Source organism: Fibrella aquatilis (assembly GCF_017353255.1).
Lineage (GTDB): Bacteria > Bacteroidota > Bacteroidia > Cytophagales > Spirosomataceae > Fibrella > Fibrella aquatilis.
Genome location: NZ_JAFMYU010000001.1, coordinates 18,881 through 36,881 on the forward strand (window position 1 = coordinate 18,881; position 18,001 = coordinate 36,881).

Annotated in this window: 19 protein-coding genes and 1 pseudogene; 16 read left to right on the top strand and 4 right to left on the bottom strand. The window is 56.1% G+C overall.

Annotation, left to right across the window (positions count from 1 at the left end; translation table 11 throughout):
- Window position 1: 1 nt before the first annotated feature.
- The 4 genes from J2I48_RS00105 (at window position 2) to J2I48_RS00120 (ending at window position 3,824) form a co-directional block, all read left to right on the top strand.
- Window positions 2–436, top strand: a complete 435-nt coding sequence (locus J2I48_RS00105; protein WP_207333345.1) for a group III truncated hemoglobin — start codon at window positions 2–4, stop codon at window positions 434–436.
- Window positions 420–1,634, top strand: a complete 1,215-nt coding sequence (locus J2I48_RS00110) for an alpha/beta hydrolase family protein (protein ID WP_207333346.1) — start codon at window positions 420–422, stop codon at window positions 1,632–1,634. Before J2I48_RS00105 ends, J2I48_RS00110 begins: the two co-directional genes overlap by 17 nt.
- Before the next feature lie 44 nt (window positions 1,635–1,678).
- Window positions 1,679–2,161, top strand: coding sequence for a hypothetical protein (locus J2I48_RS00115; RefSeq protein ID WP_207333347.1), 483 nt, complete (start codon window positions 1,679–1,681; stop codon window positions 2,159–2,161).
- Between the two features lie 532 nt (window positions 2,162–2,693).
- Complete coding sequence (locus J2I48_RS00120) at window positions 2,694–3,824, top strand: serine hydrolase domain-containing protein (protein ID WP_207333348.1); 1,131 nt, start codon at window positions 2,694–2,696, stop codon at window positions 3,822–3,824.
- Between the two features lie 294 nt (window positions 3,825–4,118).
- Here J2I48_RS00120 and J2I48_RS00125 read toward each other — a convergent pair whose 3' ends face one another.
- On the bottom strand, window positions 4,119–5,021 hold the full coding sequence (locus J2I48_RS00125; RefSeq protein ID WP_207333349.1) for a LysR family transcriptional regulator: 903 nt from the start codon (window positions 5,019–5,021) through the stop codon (window positions 4,119–4,121).
- 132 nt (window positions 5,022–5,153) lie between these two features.
- Here J2I48_RS00125 and J2I48_RS00130 point away from each other — a divergent pair, with 132 nt between their 5' ends.
- Genes J2I48_RS00130 through J2I48_RS00175 form a run of 10 tightly spaced genes read left to right on the top strand, consistent with a single transcriptional unit; the run spans window position 5,154 to window position 15,158 of the window.
- Window positions 5,154–5,699: a DUF3237 domain-containing protein gene (locus J2I48_RS00130; RefSeq protein WP_207333350.1), complete on the top strand. Its 546-nt coding sequence runs from the start codon at window positions 5,154–5,156 to the stop codon at window positions 5,697–5,699.
- Window positions 5,700–5,710: 11 nt separating this feature from the next.
- Complete coding sequence (locus J2I48_RS00135; RefSeq protein ID WP_207333351.1) at window positions 5,711–7,045, top strand: spinster family MFS transporter; 1,335 nt, start codon at window positions 5,711–5,713, stop codon at window positions 7,043–7,045.
- 33 nt (window positions 7,046–7,078) lie between these two features.
- Entirely contained in the window at window positions 7,079–7,867 is a 789-nt protein-coding gene (locus J2I48_RS00140; protein WP_207333352.1) for a crotonase/enoyl-CoA hydratase family protein, read from the top strand.
- A complete protein-coding gene (locus tag J2I48_RS00145; protein WP_207333353.1) occupies window positions 7,864–9,723 on the top strand; it encodes a feruloyl-CoA synthase in 1,860 nt (619 codons plus the stop codon). The genes J2I48_RS00140 and J2I48_RS00145 overlap by 4 nt, the downstream gene beginning before the upstream one ends.
- Window positions 9,720–10,487, top strand: a complete 768-nt coding sequence (locus J2I48_RS00150; protein WP_207333354.1) for a 3-hydroxyacyl-CoA dehydrogenase — start codon at window positions 9,720–9,722, stop codon at window positions 10,485–10,487. Before J2I48_RS00145 ends, J2I48_RS00150 begins: the two co-directional genes overlap by 4 nt.
- Before the next feature lie 23 nt (window positions 10,488–10,510).
- Window positions 10,511–11,620, top strand: a complete 1,110-nt coding sequence (locus J2I48_RS00155) for a 5-methyltetrahydropteroyltriglutamate--homocysteine S-methyltransferase (RefSeq protein ID WP_207333355.1) — start codon at window positions 10,511–10,513, stop codon at window positions 11,618–11,620.
- Window positions 11,617–13,134, top strand: a complete 1,518-nt coding sequence (locus tag J2I48_RS00160; protein ID WP_207333356.1) for an acyl-CoA synthetase — start codon at window positions 11,617–11,619, stop codon at window positions 13,132–13,134. Before J2I48_RS00155 ends, J2I48_RS00160 begins: the two co-directional genes overlap by 4 nt.
- Window positions 13,135–13,149: 15 nt before the next feature.
- Window positions 13,150–13,515, top strand: coding sequence for a malonate transporter subunit MadL (madL, locus tag J2I48_RS00165; RefSeq protein WP_207333357.1), 366 nt, complete (start codon window positions 13,150–13,152; stop codon window positions 13,513–13,515).
- Window positions 13,515–14,276: a malonate transporter subunit MadM gene (madM, locus tag J2I48_RS00170; RefSeq protein ID WP_207333358.1), complete on the top strand. Its 762-nt coding sequence runs from the start codon at window positions 13,515–13,517 to the stop codon at window positions 14,274–14,276. Before madL ends, madM begins: the two co-directional genes overlap by 1 nt.
- Window positions 14,277–14,288: 12 nt before the next feature.
- Window positions 14,289–15,158, top strand: coding sequence for an amidohydrolase family protein (locus J2I48_RS00175; protein ID WP_207333359.1), 870 nt, complete (start codon window positions 14,289–14,291; stop codon window positions 15,156–15,158).
- Window positions 15,159–15,188: 30 nt separating this feature from the next.
- On the opposite strand, the gene J2I48_RS00180 is transcribed toward J2I48_RS00175, so the two are convergent.
- Window positions 15,189–16,001, bottom strand: coding sequence for a class I SAM-dependent methyltransferase (locus J2I48_RS00180; RefSeq protein ID WP_207333360.1), 813 nt, complete (start codon window positions 15,999–16,001; stop codon window positions 15,189–15,191).
- Window positions 16,002–16,329: 328 nt separating this feature from the next.
- Here J2I48_RS00180 and J2I48_RS00185 point away from each other — a divergent pair, with 328 nt between their 5' ends.
- Together J2I48_RS00185 and J2I48_RS28165 are read left to right on the top strand one after the other, a co-directional pair.
- On the top strand, window positions 16,330–16,530 hold the full coding sequence (locus tag J2I48_RS00185; RefSeq protein ID WP_207333361.1) for a hypothetical protein: 201 nt from the start codon (window positions 16,330–16,332) through the stop codon (window positions 16,528–16,530).
- Between the two features lie 14 nt (window positions 16,531–16,544).
- Entirely contained in the window at window positions 16,545–16,775 is a 231-nt protein-coding gene (locus J2I48_RS28165) for a hypothetical protein (protein ID WP_229375755.1), read from the top strand.
- Window positions 16,776–16,845: 70 nt separating this feature from the next.
- On the opposite strand, the pseudogene J2I48_RS28170 reads toward J2I48_RS28165, so the two are convergent.
- Window positions 16,846–17,049 (bottom strand): annotated as a pseudogene (locus tag J2I48_RS28170) (carboxymuconolactone decarboxylase family protein); the annotation flags it as partial.
- Window positions 17,050–17,133: 84 nt separating this feature from the next.
- A complete protein-coding gene (locus J2I48_RS00195; RefSeq protein ID WP_207333363.1) occupies window positions 17,134–17,877 on the bottom strand; it encodes a DUF3108 domain-containing protein in 744 nt (247 codons plus the stop codon).
- Window positions 17,878–18,001 lie beyond the last annotated feature (124 nt).

Below are 18,001 nucleotides of genomic sequence, written 5' to 3' on the forward strand. Positions count from 1 at the left end.
CATGCACGATATCCAAAACCGCACAGACATTGACCACTTGGTAGCGACCTTTTACGGAAGGGTCTTCGCCGATGAACAAATCGGACTGGTCTTCACATTGGTCGCCCGTGTAACGCCCGAAACCCACTTTCCGCTCCTGGGCGATTTCTGGGAAACCGTGCTCTTCGGACAAAACCGGTATCACGGTAACGTCATTCTAAAACACGTTGAACTGCATTTGAAGCAGGCCCTCCAGCCCGCTCAGTTCGACCGCTGGGTAAGCCTGTTCTGCCTGACGGTGGACGACCTGTTCATCGGTACGGTAGCTGAAACCGCCAAAATCCGCGCCCGTACTATGTCGATGGTCTTACAGGCCAAACTGCATACACTCACCCAATCAGGCACACACCCTAACGCTCATGGTCATGTTGACACGCACGATGCACTTGTTCTTTAAAGACCCGATGTTCGACGGACAGTTGATTCGGGCCGTCAATCACGTGTATCACAACGGGGCTGACGTCGGCGAATGCATGATGACGGCGGCCCGTATTCGGGAAAAAGACACGGAAAGCTGGTATCGCGAATGGACAGCCACCGCCCAGCGTATCGACCAACAGGCACAGGCCAGTGAGAAGGCGGGCCATTTGGTCAGTGCACGGGAGGGGTATCTAAAGGCATCTAACTACTACCGTACTTCCTACATTTTCCACATCGGTTCGCTTACCGACCCGCGCGTGAAAGAGGCCTACCGGAATCAGCGCGATACGTTTCGTAAAGCCATGAAGTACGCTCCCTATTCGGTGGAAGAGATCTCCATACCGTATGAAAAGACGTTTATGACGGGCTATTTTTTCAAAGTGGACCGTTCTGAGACGGTGCGGCCCACCCTAATCATCACGGGCGGATACGATTGCCCCGCCGAAGAGATGTATTTCTTTAGTGCTGAAGCCGCTCTGCGTCGTGGCTACAACTGTCTGGTCTATGACGGGCCGGGGCAGGGCGAAATGATTATCGAGCGAGGCGTTCCGTTCCGCCCCGACTGGGAGCATGTGCTGACGCCCGTTGTGGATTATCTCCACACCCGCAGCGATGTAAACACAGCGTGTATTGCCCAGTTAGGCATCAGCTTCGGTGGGTATCTGGCACCCAGAGCCGTTACGCAGGAACACCGCGTCTCGGCCCTGATTGCCGACCCCGCCCAGTCTGATTTGTACGATGCCGTTACAAAACGCATGCCGGGTTTCCTGCTGAATTATCTCCTCAGCGACAGCCGTTTCAAAAATGGGCTTGCTAACCTGATCCTGAAACGCGTGCTTCGGGACCCGGTTAAAGGGTGGTCGCTACGCCGGGGATTGGCTGTGCATCAAGCCGCATCGGTGAGGGACTACATCGAAGCCACCAAAACCTTTACCTATAAGGATAGGGTCGATAGTATTCGCTGCGAAACGCTGGTCTGCGCGGCAGAAAACGATGAGATTGCCTCGTTCGCCAAGCACGTCTACGACGGGCTGACGTGTCCGAAACAATATATCCTATTCAAGAATGCCGACGGAGCCGGTGAACACTGCGAGGACGGCAACCGCTCGCTGTTCAATCAGCGGGCCTTCGATTGGCTGGATGAAGTCTATGGCCTTGCGCAGCCCAAACCCTGATGTTGTGGAATTGACACGTTGAGCATCACTTTTTGCCCTTAGCGATGAAGGAGTGGAATGATTTCTATTTAGCCGTAGCCAGTGCATCTGCCGCACTGACCGGACTTATTTTCGTGGGCGTGTCGATTAACCTAACCAAGATACTGTCCATCAAGGGGTTAGTTGACCGAGCGTTGCTTTCTATACTGCTGCTGCTGACGGTGCTTGTGCTGTCTATTTTGTTCTTAGTTCCAGCACTAACGACCCAAACAGCCGGTACCGCTGTGTTAGTGATCGGCATCCTTAGTTGGCTGTTCATTTTTCGACTTGATCTGAACAACCTTCAAAACAAGCAAAAGCAGCACAGACGACAGTATCTGTTTAATATGCTCATTGACCAACTGGCTACTGTTTGTTTCATTATAACCGGTATTGCTATGACAGCCGGTTGGCCGATGGGTACGTATTGGATTGTTCCTGCTATACTTATTTCAGTGGTTAAAGCTGTTTTTGATGGCTGGGCGCTGTTGGTAGAAATCAATCGCTGAGCAGTCTACTACAGTTAACAAAAAGAAGTAGTTAAGAAAGCCTTCAATATCCCACATCCGTTCGACCAACGCGGTTAACGCAATTTTTTGCCATTTTACTCGTAGAAATCGACCTCCCAATTTGTAATTGCACGACAGTCAAGTACTTACTGAACAGTCCCGCAAACGTACCAGTAATCTGGCAAACAAAAAATGCAGATATGCTGACTGTCAACCGTTTAGCATTTAGCTATCTGGCGTACATTAACTTGTTGGGCGGGGCCATGCGTGCAAAGGGCTTGGGCGTGTTCCGTTTAGCGTGCGACAGGTTGCTCGCCGGTGGAGCCGTCGGGCGGTGCGTGAGATAGCTTCGTGTGACAGTTCGCACGCAGAAGTGAGTCAAGTTGTGGGCTTTCAAGTCCGTCTTTCGTCTGACAGTTGGCACGCCCTAGAGCATAAGCCTTTGTTAATCAATTGTTTTATTTTTGCTATCGCGTCGGTCAAATTCGATCTGTTTGTTGGCGTGAAAAATAGATCTTTAGTCTGCAATTTTATGAATCTGCCAATCAAGTTTTGGTTAGTGTTGTTTTTCCTTCCATTCACAGGAAGCGGCCAGTCTCTTCATAAAGTAGAAGCAGAAAAACGGCTGTTCACACAAATAGACAAATACATACAGGCTCAGATTGATACGGCTAAGGAAAGCCCTGTGCCGGGTATCTCTATCGCCATTGTAAAAGGGAAAGAACTTATCCATTTGAAAGGGTTTGGCGTAGCTAATATCAAAACAAAGCAGCCATTGAAATCCGATAACACTTTTCATGTTGCCTCAGTCACGAAGACATTTACAGCTACTTCCATTCTTCAGCTAATAGAGAGGAAAAAACTTCGACTGGACGAAAAACTGACTCATTATTTACCCTACTTCTCAATGGCTGATAAGCGTTACAGGGACATTACCATCCGTCAAGTTTTAAATCATACATCAGGTATGCCTGATGTAGAAGAGTACGAATGGGAAAAAGCTGTAGCCGACAAAGGAGCCGCTGAACGATGGACACGTAGCTTAACTAATCAGACGTTACTAGCTACGCCAGGTACAGCATATCACTACAGCAATATGGCGTATGATGTCTTAGCAGACGTTGTAGCCAAAGTAACTGGAAAACCCTTCGAGCAATACGTTAAGGAAACCATTTTGCAGCCACTACAAATGGTTAGAAGCAGTTTGCTTTTACCTGAGGTAAGCTCATCTTGGCGCACTAGCCCCCACACAGGCATTCCCCTAAAAGTCAATTCTGTTTACCCTTACAATCGGATGCATTCAGCCAGTGGAACACTAAATACGAATGTCATTGACCTGTCACACTGGATGATTGCAAATCTGAACGAAGGCGTGTATAAGACAAGCCGAATTTTGTCTGCGGCCAGTATTGCCCTCATGCAAACCCCTACCTTTCAAATAGATTCATCTTCTCGGCAAGCCATCGGTTTAAGTTGGTTTATTTATCCTTACCGTGGGGTTAATCTTGTCAATCATGATGGGCGTGATGATGGATATGTTTCTGTATTGTGTTTGATACCTTCTCGTCAGCTTGGCTTTGTTATTTTATGCAATTCAGACGAAGCAGATTCGTACACCATGAAGAATGAGGTGCTTAATATGCTGCTTTCTTCGGATATTTAGGCGGGTATTTGGGTAAACAGACCAGCCAAATACCTAAGTAGTAAAGTTGCGCTGGGGCCGTGTTGCGGGCGACAGGGGGCACGCCGGTAGGTCAGTGTTTTCAGCCCAACCAAACGGGTGTGTAAAGGTTCAGGTACGTTCGTTTCAGCGAGTTTTGTGATCACCATCACCCCCCGTTGGCGTTGGGTGTTATGCTCGTCAACATCTTTTGGTGTACCTGCCGCTTATACTGTTGAGGCTGTTACCGACTTCAGCATCGGCCCCGGCTAGTACGCTCAACAGACTACTACTACTCTATTGAATTAGCCCGGCTAATGCCTGTACCAGCGGGGTGGCGCGGTCGGTTTTGTGGATGAGCACGTGCTGAATGATGATCGCTTTGAAGGGGCTGCCGTCGGGGTTGATGATGGGCATGGAGACCAGCGTGGGTTCCTGTTGCAGATCCAGCGAGGCGGGGATGAAGGCAATGCCCCGGCCCAGCCGCACCATACTCTTGAGCAGGTCGAAGGAGGGGACCACCTGCACGATGTTGCCTTCCCGGTCTATGTTGGCTTGCCGACAGATGGCCTCGATCTGCTGATAAAATAGCCCCGCTTCCCGCCCGTGGTCGATCCATTTTTCCTGCTGCAAGGCCGTCAGTTCAAGGGCCGACTGCGAGGCTAGGGGATGGCTGCGGCTCATCAGGATGCTGTAACCGGTTTCGGCATAGGGTATTGCCGTGAAGTCGTCGTGGAGCAGCGGCAGCACCGTCATGCCCAGGTCAGCCTGCTCGTTCAGCACCCATTCCTGCACCTGATTGGTGTTCGACAACTCGATCAGGTTGACCTCCAGACTGGGGACATGCGAGGAAAACAGGTTGAGCATAGTCATAATCCGTTCGGGCAGGATCAGTTTGAAGACCGCCAGCTTAATTGCCTGTTGTTTAGCCCCCACCTGCCGTACTTTTTCTACTGCTTTCTGACTCAGGTGCAGAATCCGCCTAGCATCGGCCAGGAAAGCCGCCCCCGCTTCGGTCAGCTCTACTTTGCGTAACAGCGTCCGCTTGGTGCCAACGAATAATTCAACGCCTAACTCCTCTTCCAGTAGCTTAATCTGCTGACTGATAGCGGGTTGTGATACGAACAGTTTCTCGGCGGCACGACCGAAATGCAGTTCTTCGGCCACGCCCACAAAGTATTTCAATTGCCTTAATTCCATTTACCCTGCCATCGACACGCTATGCTTATGCAAATACACTGCCTGATAAGAATTACTTATTACACGGTTAGAAAGCCATATTAGACTTTATAAGGATATTTTTATCTTTTTGTACGTAACTCCTACTAACCCATGTTCACATCAGTTTTACGCGTTCGTCAGCTGGCGTTCTGGCTCTGGGTGATCGCCCCCGCCTCGTTGGCACTGGCTCAAGCTGCGCCGGAATCCCCCCGACTAGAATTTGTCTGCGAATTGCAGGTGGCTGTTGCCCCGCCGCTGGTGGTGGGCGATACCCCACACGGCACCCGCCGTATCGTGCCCATCAAAGGCGGTACGTTCAGCGGCCCAAACCTCAACGGGACGATCATCGACGGCGGGGCCGACTGGCAGATTGTCCGCCCCGACAATACCACCGAACTCAACGCCCTTTATACCCTTAAAACCGACGACGGCACGCTTATCTACGTGGTCAACAAGGGTATTCGGGTGGCCACTGCCGAGGTAGCCAAGCGGCTGCTGAACGGGGAAGACGTGGCTCCTTCGGAGTACTATTTTCGGGCGGCACCTTCTTTTGAAACGCCTCCCGGCAAATATGAGTGGCTCATGAGAAGCCTCTTCATTGCCAAAGGGATCCGTAAGCCGGGTGGGGTCACTATTCAGGTGTGGCAGATTCATTAATCAACCCCGGTATGGACGCTCAACCTTCTTCGCGCTACGCCTGGTATGTGGTCTCGTTGCTGACCCTGGCCAACATTTCTTCTTTCATCGACCGGCAGATTCTGAGTTTGCTGGTGAAGCCCATTAAGTACGATTTGCACCTCTCCGACACCCAGATGAGCCTGCTGATGGGGCTGAGTTTCGCCCTGTTCTATACCGTCTTCGGCATGGTGATCGGGCGGCTGGCCGACCGCTACAGTCGCCGCAACATCGTTATCGGGGGCATTAACGTCTGGAGTCTGATGACCGTTTTGTGCGGCGGCGTACGTACCTACCCCCAGTTTTTTCTGGTGCGCATGGGCGTGGGTGTGGGTGAGGCCACGCTATCGCCCTCGGCGTTTTCGATGATTGCCGATCTGTTTCCCAAAAAGCGGCTGGCTACGGCGCTGAGCATCTTTTCGATGGGCATTTTCCTGGGGTCGGGTCTGGCCACGCTGATCGGGTCGGGCATTGTGGCTAAGCTGCCCACGGCGGGACTGGTAACCCTGCCCGTTTTTGGCACTGTTTTCCCCTGGCAACTGCTGTTTTTGTATGTCGGCATCCCCGGTTTGGTGATCGGGTTGCTCTTGTTCACCATCCGCGAGCCGCGCCGTACCAACCTGCTTCAGGTCGACGGGGCCACTGTTCTGCCTTCCTTTGCCGAATCGCTTCGGCTTGTTTTTCGCTATCGGACGGCCTACCTGCTCATCTGCTTCACCACGGCCTGCCAGGCCCTGATCAACTACGGTTGCTCGGCCTGGGTGCCCACGTTCGTGGCCCGCACCTACGGCTGGGAAGTGCCCCGCGCCGGGGCCTTTTTCGGGCTGGTCACCATCGTGGCGTCGTTGCTGGGCGTGGTGTTTGGGGGCTGGTATGCCGATAAGCTCACCAGAGAAGGTCTCACCGACGGGCGGTTGCGGGTAGGTGTGCTGAGTGCCTGCCTGGCCTTGTGTGGCTTTTTCATTCCCTTGTTGCCCAAAGCCGAGTGGGCATTGCTGGCCATGGCCATTCCTATTTTTGGCCTAGCGTGTCCGTTTGGCGCGGCGGCAGCGGCTATTCAGGAACTGATGCCCAACCAGGCGCGTGGGCTGGCGTCGGCTATCTACCTGTTTATCCTGAACCTGATTGGCATCGGCCTCGGCCCCACGCTGGTTGCCCTGTTTACCGATTTTGTGTTTCGCGACGAAAGCATGATCCGGTATTCGCTGGTGCTGCTCTACGGGCTTGGCGGCGGCATGGGGCTGGTGCTTGGCCTGCTGGCTCTAAAACCCTACCGGCAGGCTATCGACAGCGAACGTCGCGCCAGTCAACCAGCCATCCTTTCCTAAACGGCGTACTCACCCAACCCGCGCCTGCTCCTTATGTCCACGCTCTTCACTACCCTGCCCAGCTCCGTACAGGTAACTGTTCAGGATAACATCCTGCTGGTTAAACTTAACCGACCCGAAAAACGCAACGCTATCAACGACGAGCTGATCTTGGCTATTGAACACGTATTCACTCACGTACCGGCGGGCATCGGCTGTGCCGTGGTGTATGGCGAAGGAGGTCATTTCAGCGCCGGGCTGGACCTGTCGGCGCTGACCGAGCGCGACGCTGTGCAGGGCCTGCACCACTCGCGCATGTGGCACCGGGCGCTGGATCAGGTGCAGTTTGGCACCGTGCCCGTCATTGCCGCGCTTCATGGGGCCTGCGTGGGGGGAGGGCTGGAACTAGCCAGCGCCTGCCATATCCGCGTGGCCGAAACAGGCACCTTCTACGCCCTGCCCGAAGGTCAGCGCGGCATCTTCGTAGGCGGCGGAGCCTCGGTGCGGGTACCCAAACTCATTGGCTTGGCCCGCATGACCGACATGATGCTCACAGGCCGGGTATACCGCGCCGACGAGGGCATGGTCATTGGCCTGTCGCAGTATGTGGTAGAGGAAGGTAAGGCGCTGGAAAAGGCGATTGAACTGGCCCAAAAAGTGGCCTCTAACGCCGGGATGACCAATTATGCGCTCATGCACGTGCTGCCGCGCATTGTCGATGCCAGCCAGGAGCAGGGGATGCTGATGGAGTCGCTGACGGCGGCCATTGCCCAAAATGCCCCCGAAGCCAAAGCGCGTCTGGCGGAGTTTCTGGCGGGAAAAGCCAAAAAAGTAGGCCAATGAACGCCGTAACCGACCTCCTGCAAGCGGCCCCTTTTCGGCCCGTCGCGACCGTCACGCCCCGCATTGAGCAGACCATCGGCGCGGATGGCGCCCTGCTGTTGCGGGCCACCGAACCGCTGGCTCCCCACCCGTTGCGCATGACCGAGCGGCTGCTGCACTGGGCCACCCACACGCCCGACCGGGTGTTTCTGGCCCAGCGCGAACCGGCCCCCGCTGGCAAGTTAGGGCCGTGGCGGCAACTGACCTACGCCCAGACGCTGACTCAGGTGCTGCGAATTGCCAACTGGCTGCTGACCACCGGTGTGTCGCCCGAGCGGCCTGTTGTGATCTTGTCGGAGAACAGTATCGAGCATGGGTTGCTGTGTCTGGCGGCCCTGCACATTGGCGTGCCTGTGTCGGTGATTGCCCCGGCCTATTCGCTGCGTTCCACTGATTTCGAGAAACTGCGCCACGCCGTCGATCTGCTCACGCCGGGGTTGCTGTTTGCGTCGGATGGGGCTAGCTACGAAAAGGCGTTGCGGGCGGTAGCGGGTACTGCGCCGGTGCTGCTGATCCGCCACCCGCCGCCGGGTCTGCACACTACGCTGTTAAGTGAGCTGTTGACCAACAAAAACCCCGATTTTGAGGCTGTAGTGGCTGCTTTTGACCAGATTCGGCCCGACACGGTGGCTAAGATCCTGTTCACCTCCGGCTCGACGGGGCTGCCCAAAGGCGTGATCAACACCCACGAAAACGTCTGCACTAACTGGCAACAGATCACCCAGACGTTTCCATTTATGGCCAACGGTGGCCTGGTGCTGATCGACTGGCTACCGTGGAATCATACGTTTGGCGGTAACCACAACTTCGGCCTGACGCTCTACAACGGCGGCACGCTCTACATTGACGAGGGCAACCCCACCCCGGCGGGTATCGAAATCACGGTGGCCAACCTCCGCGAATGCCAACCCACGATGTACTGCAACGTACCCAGGGGCTTTGCCGACCTTATCCCGCACCTGCGCCGCGACCGGGCACTGCGCGAGCATTTTTTCAGCCACCTGAAGCTCCTGTTCTACGCTGGGGCGGGCATGCCACAGCACGTCTGGGATGCGCTGGAGGCCCTGGCGGTGGATACGGTGGGCGAAAAAATCGTGATCGCCACAGGTTTAGGCTGTACCGAAGCCAGCCCGTCGGCCCTGTTTTCGGCCAAAGCAGGCGGGTTTGCAGGACTATTGGGTGTGCCCGTGCCCGCGTTCGACCTGAAGCTGATGCCGAACGGCGGCAAGCTGGAAGTGCGCTATCGGGGCCGTAACGTGATGCCCGGCTACTGGCGTAACCCCGCCGCTACCGCCGCTGCTTTCGACAACGAGGGATTCTACCGTACCGGCGATGCGCTCAAATTCGTAGACCCCGAAAACCCCAACGCGGGCATGGTGTTCGACGGGCGCATTGCCGAAGATTTTAAGCTTGACACCGGCACGTGGGTGAGCGTGGGTACGTTGCGCGTGAAGCTGATCGAAGCCGGGCGAGGCCTGTTTACCGACGCCGTCATTACCGGTCACGACCGTGCCTATGTCGGGGCCATCGTGTTTCCCGACCTCAACTACTGTCGCCAGTTGTGCGGCTGCGCAACGCTCACTCTGGACGACGTGGGCAAACAGCCCGTCCTGCTGGCTGCGCTGGCCGACGTGCTGGGTACGTTGGCCGACAATGGCTCCGGCGGCAGCGCCAGCCAGGTAAAAAAGGCTATTTTCGCCCCGTTCGTGCCGTCGCTGGATCGCGGCGAAGTCACCGACAAAGGATCAATCAATCAGCGGGCGGTGCTGACCAACCACGCTGAGCTAGTAACAACGATTTATAGTCAATCTTCATGACAATCTCCAACAACACGTTTCTGATTACCGGTGGCGCATCGGGCCTGGGGCTGGCCACCGCCCAAATGATCGTCGACAACGACGGTCATGCCATGCTGCTCGACATCAACACTCAGGCGGGCGAAGCCGCTGAGGCACAATTGGGTACCAACGCCAAATTTGTTCAGACCGACGTGACGAACGAAGAAAGCGTACAAAACGCTATTGCGGTGGCTCAAAGCCATTTTGGTGGCCTCCACGGGGCTATCAACTGCGCGGGCATCGGCCCCGCCGAGCGGGTGGTGGGCAAGAACGGTCCGCACTCGCTGGCCAGTTTCACCAAAACTATCACGGTCAACCTGATTGGCACCTTCAACGTGATCCGGCTGGTGTCGGCGGTGCTGCAAACCAACGAACCTGGCCCCAGCGGCGAACGGGGTGTGCTGATCGCAACGGCCTCGGTCGCGGCTTTCGACGGGCAGATCGGGCAGGCGGCGTACTCGGCTTCCAAGGGCGGCATTGTGGGCATGACCCTGCCCATCGCCCGTGAACTGGCCCGCTTCGGTATCCGGGTCATGACCATTGCTCCCGGTCTGTTTGAAACCCCCCTGCTGGCGGGCCTGCCCGAAGACGCCAAGGCCTCATTGGGGCAGCAGGTGCCTTTTCCCGCCCGCCTTGGTCAACCCCACGAATACGCTGCACTAGCCAAGCATATCCTTGATAACCAGATGCTTAACGGCGAAGTCATCCGCCTCGATGGTGCCATTCGTATGGCAGCAAAATAGTGAAAGAGCACCCCCGTAACTCTATGAAAACTCCTCCCTTCCGCGCCGACCATGTTGGCAGCTTATTACGAACGACGGCCGTTAAAGACAACCGTCAGAAGTGGAAAAATGGCCAACTGCCTGCCGACGAGTTGCGCGCCATTGAAGATGCCGCCATTGCTGATACCGTAAAAAAACTGGAGTCGACGGGTATGCGGTCCATTACCGATGGCGAGTTCCGGCGCGATTATTTCCACCTCGATTTTTTGAAAGAACTCGAAGGCGTCAGCGTGACGGGGGGCATCGAGGCCAACCCCAATGCTAAGGTCGCCGAAGACGGTTTTACGCCACCCAAACTGAGCGTGACGGGCAAGCTCAACCACGTTCACGACATTCAGGTGGCCGATTTTACCTTTCTGAAGTCGGTGGTGAGCCAGACGCCCAAGGTGTCGATCCCATCGCCGACGATGGTGCATTTTCGGGGTGGTCGTAAATCCATCGACATCAACTCGTACCCGGACATGGACGAATTCTTCCATGATCTGGCCGCGGCTTACCGACAGGAAATTGACCACTTGTATAAAGCCGGGCTGCGGTACCTGCAACTCGACGATACCAACCTGGCTTACCTCTGCGACCCCAAGATGCGGGCCGCCGCCGTAGAGCGGGGCGAAGATCCCAACGAACTGCCCAAAACCTACGCCGCGCTGATCAATTCGGTCATTGATGGCCGCCCCGACGACCTCACGGTGGGTATTCATCTGTGCCGGGGTAACTACCGCAGCACCTGGTTTGCCGAGGGGGGCTATGAACCCGTGGCCGAAATTCTCTTTAACGCCATCAACGTGGATGCCTATTTTCTGGAATACGATGACGAGCGTAGCGGTGATTTTGCGCCCCTGCGCTTCGTGCCCGCCAACAAGATGGTGGTGCTGGGCATCGTATCGTCGAAAAAGCGGGAGCTGGAAAGCATGGATGAACTGGCCAAACGCATTGATGAAGCCGCCCGCTACATGCCGCTGGATAACCTCTGCGTGAGTCCGCAGTGCGGGTTTTCGAGCACCCACCACGGCAACGATCTCACCCACGACGATCAGTGGCGCAAGATGGAACTGGTGGTGAATACGGCCATAAACGTATGGGGAACGCCATGATACATGCCATCCAGCAGCCTTTTCCCGATCCCCAGAAAACGGCCATTATCACGGGTGATCAAGTAACCAGCTATGGCGCATTGCAGGCGACCTCAACGCAGTTTGCGCGGCTACTGCTGGACGGGCAGGCCGATCTGGCCGAGGCGCGGGTGGCGTTTATGGTCAGCCCCGGCGCCGACTATGTGCGGGTGCAGTGGGGAATCTGGCTGGCAGGAGGCGTGGCCGTGCCGCTGTGTACCACTTATCCGCTGGCGTCGTTGCAGTACGTGATCGAAGACACGGAAGCCGGGATTGTGGTGGTCTCACCTGAATTTGAATCGCTGCTTACTGCGTACGTACAGGCACGGGGACTGCGGTTTATCGTGCTGGGTCGGGAGGAAAACGTGCCTGACAACGTAGCCAGCGGGGTACTGCCCACCATAGATGACAGTCGGCGGGCGATGATTTTGTACACCAGCGGCACGACGAATTTGCCCAAAGGGGTAGTCACCACCCACGCCGCCATCGACGCGCAGGTAACTACGTTGCTCGATGCCTGGGCCTATTCCGATGCCGACTATAGCCTCTGCTGCCTGCCGCTGCACCACGTGCATGGGATTATCAACGTGGTGTCGTGTACGCTTCGGGCGGGGGGGACGGTGGCGTTTTTGCCCCATTTTTCGGCCGCGGCTGTCTTCGACTGGTTCGAGAAAACGGCTAATGCAGGCCACGTGGGCGTGTTTATGGCCGTACCGACCATTTATTTCAAGCTCATCGCCTATTTCGAGACACTCAGTAACGACCAGCAAATGAGGCTGACGGCCAGTCTGAACACATTCCGGCTGATGGTGTCGGGTTCGGCGGCGTTGCCTGTGTCAGTCATGGAAAAATGGGAAACCATCAGTGGCCACCGCCTGCTCGAACGCTACGGCATGACCGAACTGGGTATGGCCATCAGCAACCCCTACCAGGGCGAACGCCGTGCCGGACACATTGGCCAGCCACTCCCCGGCGTCGGCATCCGGCTTGTGAATGATGCTGGTCATGCGCTTGTTGCGGGCGACGCTTCGCCCGGAGAGATTCAGGTGCGGGGTGCCAATTTATTTCTGGAGTACTGGCGCAAGCCCACGGCCACCGCCGAGGCCTTTACTGCCGATGGCTGGTTCAAAACCGGCGACGTGGCGGTGCTGGAGGACGGGTATTACCGGATGCTGGGCCGCAGTTCCATCGACATTATCAAGTCGGGGGGGTACAAACTCTCGGCGCTGGAGATCGAGGAGGTGCTGCGCACCCATCCCGACATTGCCGATTGCAGCGTGGTGGGCATCGACAACGACGAGTGGGGCGAACTGGTAGTGGCGGCCCTGGTAGTCAGCAACCCCCAGCTCGACACGGGCGTGCTGAACACCTGGCTGCGCGAACGGATGCCCGCCTACAAAGTGCCCCGTCGCTACCTGATCGTGGCCGAACTGCCGCGCAACGCCATGGGGAAAGTGACCAAAAATGACCTGAAAAAAATGTTCCAACTCACTTAAACCAACCCCGTAATCATGCTTTTTAGAGGTGTTGCCCTGCTGGCGGGCTGTTTCATAGCTGGTCAGCTATTGGGCGAAACCCTGGGTCGGCTTATTCACATCGACGCCAATGTGGGCGGGGTGGGCTTTGCCATGCTGCTCTTGATTTTTGCCCAAAACTGGCTGGAAAGGCGCAACCTGCTCAACCCTCAGCTGGCCAGCGGTATTCTTTTCTGGAGCAGCATGTACATCCCCGTCATTGTGGCTATGTCGTCGGTGCAAAATGTGCGGGTAGCGGTGTCGAGTGGGTTTATTGCCTTGCTGGCGGGGGTGATTCCGGTGCTTATCTGTGTAGCCTTGGTGCCTGTGCTGGCTAAATCGGCCCAAAAAACAACCCTTTGATGGACTACATTACCACCCTGCTGGTCAAAAACGGACTGATCGTCGCCTTTCTGTTTATCGGACTGGTCTGCTATTCCGCCGACTGGCTTTCTGCCCACCTGACCCGCAACAAACTGCCCGGTTCGGCCATCGCGATCTTCGTTGGGCTGGTGCTGGCCTACGTGGGTGGTACGCTCACGGGCGGCAACAAAGGCCTGGCCGACAGCAAGCCCTTCAGTGGCCTCGAACTCATGGGCGGGCCAATGTTGCGCGACTTCGCCATCGTCTCCACGGCCATGGGTGTCAGCTTTGGCGTAGTCCGAAAAACGGGCCTGGCTGGGGTAATTTCGCTGTTTATCGGCGTGGTGCTCACGTTCACCTGCGGGGCCATTATTGCCCGCTGCATGGGCTACACCGACGCCAGAAGCATCACCACCATTGGCGCAGGCGCCTGCACGTTTGTGGTCGGCCCGGTGACAGGGGCCGCCATCGGTGCCTCGTCCGACGTGATTGCCAACAGCATCGCGGCGGGGCTGGTGAAGTCGATCCTGGTTACGATTGGCACCCCGCTTGTTGCCCGGTACATAGGCCTCAACAACCCCGCCACGGCCATGATCTTCGGCGGGCTGCTGGGTAGCACCAGTGGCGTAGCTGCTGGACTGGCCGCCACCGACCCTAAACTGGTGCCCTACGGAGCCATGACGGCCACCTTCTACACCGGTCTGGGCTGTCTGCTCTGCCCGTCGGTGCTGTATCTACTGGTAAAACTTTTAATAATGTAGTAGGCTCCCCCTATGATTGATCTGGACAAAATCGTCGCCATCGACGTACATACCCACGCCGAAGTGTCGTGCAAACAGCCGCACGACGACTACCGCCCCGAATTCGACGAGGCCTTTGCCCGGTATTTTAAATCGAGCCACCGGCCTACCATTCAGGAAACGGCTGCCTACTACCGCGACCAGCAGATGGCCTTTGTCATGTTCACCATCGACTCGGAGCACGAAACCGGCAGGCGGCGCATTCCCAACGAAGAAGTAGCCGAAGCGGCCATGGAAAACGCCGACGTCATGATCGCCTTCGCCAGCATTGACCCCCACAAAGGCCGGATGGGCGCGCGCGAAGCCAAACGGCTGATCGAAGACTATGGGGTGAAAGGCTTCAAATTCCACCCCACGGTGCAGGGCTTCTACCCCAACGACCGCATGGCTTACCACCTCTACGAAGTCATTGCCGGGGCCGGACTGCCCATGCTGTTTCATTCGGGGCATTCGGGGTTTGGGTCGGGTGTGCGGGGTGGGGGAGGGCTGCGGCTGGAATACTCCAACCCCATTCACCTCGACGACGTGGCCATTGATTTCCCTGATGCGCCCATCATCATTGCGCACCCTTCGTGGCCGTGGCAGGACGAAGCCCTGTCGGTAGCCATGCACAAGCCCAACGTCTACATCGACCTGAGTGGCTGGTCGCCGAAGTATTTTCCGTCGCAGCTGGTGCAATACGCCAACACGCAGCTAAAACACCGGGTGCTGTTTGGTACCGATTTTCCGCTCATTACGCCCGAACGCTGGCTGAAAGATTTCGAGGTAGCGGGCTTCAAAGAGGAGGTTAAACCGTTGATTTTGAAGGAGAACGCTAGTAAGCTGCTAGGGCTGGCTTCCTGATGATCCGGGCAGTATGCGGGCACCAATCAATTAGCACTGCACCGTTACCAGTAGAAACGTTGCTGGTATGGATGTCCTGCTGGGACTGGAACTTTTGTTTTGGCTGGTAAACAGATCGGTCAATTCCTGGTGCAGTTCCTGCGCTTTCCCGTTTGCCTCGGCGGCGGTAAAGGCGTTCATGGTGGGGCCGTAGTAGTTTTTGAATCTATTTAAAAACTCGGACGGCGCGAAGGAGGCAATAAACGTAAAGATTTCTCTGCTGAAGGCTATGGCCTCTTTGGCTATACCGGCCTTCCCGAAGCGCTCAATCACGTGGTCTTCCATGCCCCAGAGCATCGGGCTAACAAATCCGTCGGGCGGTGGTGGCGTATAGGCCGAACTAATCCTGAGCGTCTGAGCCACCAGTGTAGGGTCACCGGGAATCCAGTTGCCCATTACGATGCGACCACCGGGGCGGGTAACGCGCACCATTTCGCGGGCTACATCGAAGGGTTTTGGGGCGAACATAGCCCCAAAAATGCTCACTACCAGGTCGAACGAATGATCGGACAGGTCGTGCAAATCGCAGGCATCGCCTTCCTGGAAGCGCAGGTTGGTAAGCCCAGCCTCTTTGGCCCGTTTGCTGCCTGCCTCCACCAAGTTTTGTGCAATATCCACGCCCAGGACGGTGGCACCCAGTTGGGCTTCAGGTAGGGCGGTGGTACCATCGCCACAGCCGAGGTCAAGGACAGAAAGTCCCGGCTTGATGCCCAGTTTGGCCACGAGCGCCTCTCCGCTCTCGCGCATACAGGCGGCGAGTTTGGTAAAATCACCTTTTTCCCACAATGCTTTGTTCGGATTCATATCGGTAGCTGGTTTAGGACTGTAAATAGACTGACATTTTTTTGCCTATCCACTAGTTATATAGGTCAACTGTGTGAACGGTACTGGTTTACTATACTGATTGTCAATGCGTTGATTTAGTTAGAAAATAGTAAGCGGCAGCGGGTGATAAATGAGCCATAATGTGATTAAGGAGTATCGGGCCTGCTAGTGGGTTCGTTTAATCAGATCATGCTCATGAAAAAGCCACCTATCAAACTATTGCTTATAGCCGCCTGCCTAATCACAATCTGCTGCCTGTATATGCTGTTTGGCCGCAGCTAAGACTCACTCATTAACGCATAGGACCATGAACATCTGGAACATTCAGGAGTATGAAGGCGACGGCGCCAGCTGTCCCATTACGCCAGTGAACCTGCCCTGGTACAAGCAGGTAGCCTTATTTTTCTTTCGGTTTGGCATTTGCCCGCTTTGCATCACCAGTAGCGTGGGGTACAGTCTGCTGCGTGGAATGCGTAAATTAACCGCCCGTAAGTCTGCCACCCACTGACCAGCTCACCCCACATGACCACCGCAACAACGCCGTCTGATCAACACGTGTTAGCGCAGCTACGGGCCAATGAGCCGACCGGCTTCACGTTTCTCTACCGCCTGCTCACGGCCCTGTTTTTCCAGCGTAAATCCATCGATACGGCCGGTTACGCCAACCGGCACACGGCCCAGAACCAGAAGTACAAATGCCTGGAGCAAGCCCGCCGCCATGGCCGCGACCTGCTCCGGCAGCACGACGACTGAGCGGTGCCTGCTCGGCCGCAATCATAACAGCTTCGGCGATTTCAGCGGGGGTAACGCCCAGCCGTTTGGCCGCCCGCACGTGCTGGTCAATGCAGTAGGCGCATTGAGCCGTGAGCGAGGCCGCCACGGCCATCAACTCCCGGTATTTGCGGGGAATCTGACCGTCTTCACGCTCGATGCTGTGGTCGAACGCCAGCCATACCTGGGCTTCGGGTGGGGAAAGGCTCACGAGTTTGGGGTCCCTTTTGAGGTCGGCCGGTTCCTGATACGTCATGAAAAGGTGTTTTCTCCTTTATCCCGTATCCACGCTTTTATCATCTTCCGGGTGTTGCCAGCATGAGAAAAATAATCCGAACGCTCAGTATAACTTCACTTTGTAGCGGTAGCGGCCACGGAAGTATTCGCTCATTTTGATTACCTCGCGGGGTTTGTCGCTGATCCAGAACGTGGCGTAGGAATCCGGCCGGTAGTCGATGCGCAGCAACCAGCAGTCGAGCGTGGCCTGACCGGGCAGCGGGAGTTTCCGGCGATCCGTTACCCGCAGGGCATAATAGGCAGACGTAGGGCTGCCCGGCTCATAAAAGGCTATGGCAAATTGCTGACCCACCTTGCGGAAGGGTAGCAGCGCAAAAATCTCCAGATCCATCGGAAACTCGAACGCGGCCTGCTGGGTGATGACCCTGAACGAACTGTCTTTTGCCGTTCGCCAGGCCGAATCGGGGATGGTCACGACGGTGTTGTTGAACACAAAATTTCGTTTCCCGCGCCTGGTGTACACCGCATCGTGAGTAAGCGGGGCCAGCGAAGGCCACTGCCCAGTAGCCGTGACGTGGGCCATCAGCGAATCGCGGTGAAACCAGTCCCAGACAAACTGATACTGGGGTCGACCGGCCACGGTGGTTCGGCGCAGGGTGCGGTCCCAGATATCGGCCGAGGAGAGCCGCTTACCCAATGAGTCTTCGAAGAATACGGCATAGCTGGCTTTCGTGTCGCGCCAGGCAGCCATATTCAGCTTCAGGTTGGCGGTATTGATCGTGTCGACCTGTGCCTGAGCAGTCAGGATGGTCAGCAGTAAAAACGCGGTGGTGATGAGGTGTTTCATGAAATCGGCATTGATTGCTAGCCAAAAGAAGCGGCCTGTGCTTCGGCTATCAAACTGAAGTGATAAACCCGTCTAAAACAGGACGAACGCCCAGATTTTAGGCTCAACAGCCGTTTGTCATTTA

What these genes read in the sequence shown, in the direction of transcription:
- J2I48_RS00140 (WP_207333352.1), top strand. Translation starts at nt 7,079, where the DNA reads ATGTCCACGCTCTTCACTACCCTGCCCAGCTCCGTACAGGTAACTGTT.
- J2I48_RS00145 (WP_207333353.1), top strand. Translation starts at nt 7,864, where the DNA reads ATGAACGCCGTAACCGACCTCCTGCAAGCGGCCCCTTTTCGGCCCGTC.
- J2I48_RS00175 (WP_207333359.1), top strand. Translation starts at nt 14,289, where the DNA reads ATGATTGATCTGGACAAAATCGTCGCCATCGACGTACATACCCACGCC.
- madM (WP_207333358.1), top strand. Translation starts at nt 13,515, where the DNA reads ATGGACTACATTACCACCCTGCTGGTCAAAAACGGACTGATCGTCGCC.
- J2I48_RS00125 (WP_207333349.1), bottom strand. Translation starts at nt 5,021, where the DNA reads ATGGAATTAAGGCAATTGAAATACTTTGTGGGCGTGGCCGAAGAACTG.
- J2I48_RS00110 (WP_207333346.1), top strand. Translation starts at nt 420, where the DNA reads ATGCACTTGTTCTTTAAAGACCCGATGTTCGACGGACAGTTGATTCGG.
- J2I48_RS00195 (WP_207333363.1), bottom strand. Translation starts at nt 17,877, where the DNA reads ATGAAACACCTCATCACCACCGCGTTTTTACTGCTGACCATCCTGACT.
- J2I48_RS00160 (WP_207333356.1), top strand. Translation starts at nt 11,617, where the DNA reads ATGATACATGCCATCCAGCAGCCTTTTCCCGATCCCCAGAAAACGGCC.
- J2I48_RS00185 (WP_207333361.1), top strand. Translation starts at nt 16,330, where the DNA reads ATGAACATCTGGAACATTCAGGAGTATGAAGGCGACGGCGCCAGCTGT.
- J2I48_RS00120 (WP_207333348.1), top strand. Translation starts at nt 2,694, where the DNA reads ATGAATCTGCCAATCAAGTTTTGGTTAGTGTTGTTTTTCCTTCCATTC.
- J2I48_RS00155 (WP_207333355.1), top strand. Translation starts at nt 10,511, where the DNA reads ATGAAAACTCCTCCCTTCCGCGCCGACCATGTTGGCAGCTTATTACGA.
- J2I48_RS00150 (WP_207333354.1), top strand. Translation starts at nt 9,720, where the DNA reads ATGACAATCTCCAACAACACGTTTCTGATTACCGGTGGCGCATCGGGC.
- J2I48_RS00130 (WP_207333350.1), top strand. Translation starts at nt 5,154, where the DNA reads ATGTTCACATCAGTTTTACGCGTTCGTCAGCTGGCGTTCTGGCTCTGG.
- J2I48_RS00115 (WP_207333347.1), top strand. Translation starts at nt 1,679, where the DNA reads ATGAAGGAGTGGAATGATTTCTATTTAGCCGTAGCCAGTGCATCTGCC.
- J2I48_RS00180 (WP_207333360.1), bottom strand. Translation starts at nt 16,001, where the DNA reads ATGAATCCGAACAAAGCATTGTGGGAAAAAGGTGATTTTACCAAACTC.
- J2I48_RS28165 (WP_229375755.1), top strand. Translation starts at nt 16,545, where the DNA reads ATGACCACCGCAACAACGCCGTCTGATCAACACGTGTTAGCGCAGCTA.
- J2I48_RS00105 (WP_207333345.1), top strand. Translation starts at nt 2, where the DNA reads ATGCACGATATCCAAAACCGCACAGACATTGACCACTTGGTAGCGACC.
- J2I48_RS00135 (WP_207333351.1), top strand. Translation starts at nt 5,711, where the DNA reads ATGGACGCTCAACCTTCTTCGCGCTACGCCTGGTATGTGGTCTCGTTG.
- madL (WP_207333357.1), top strand. Translation starts at nt 13,150, where the DNA reads ATGCTTTTTAGAGGTGTTGCCCTGCTGGCGGGCTGTTTCATAGCTGGT.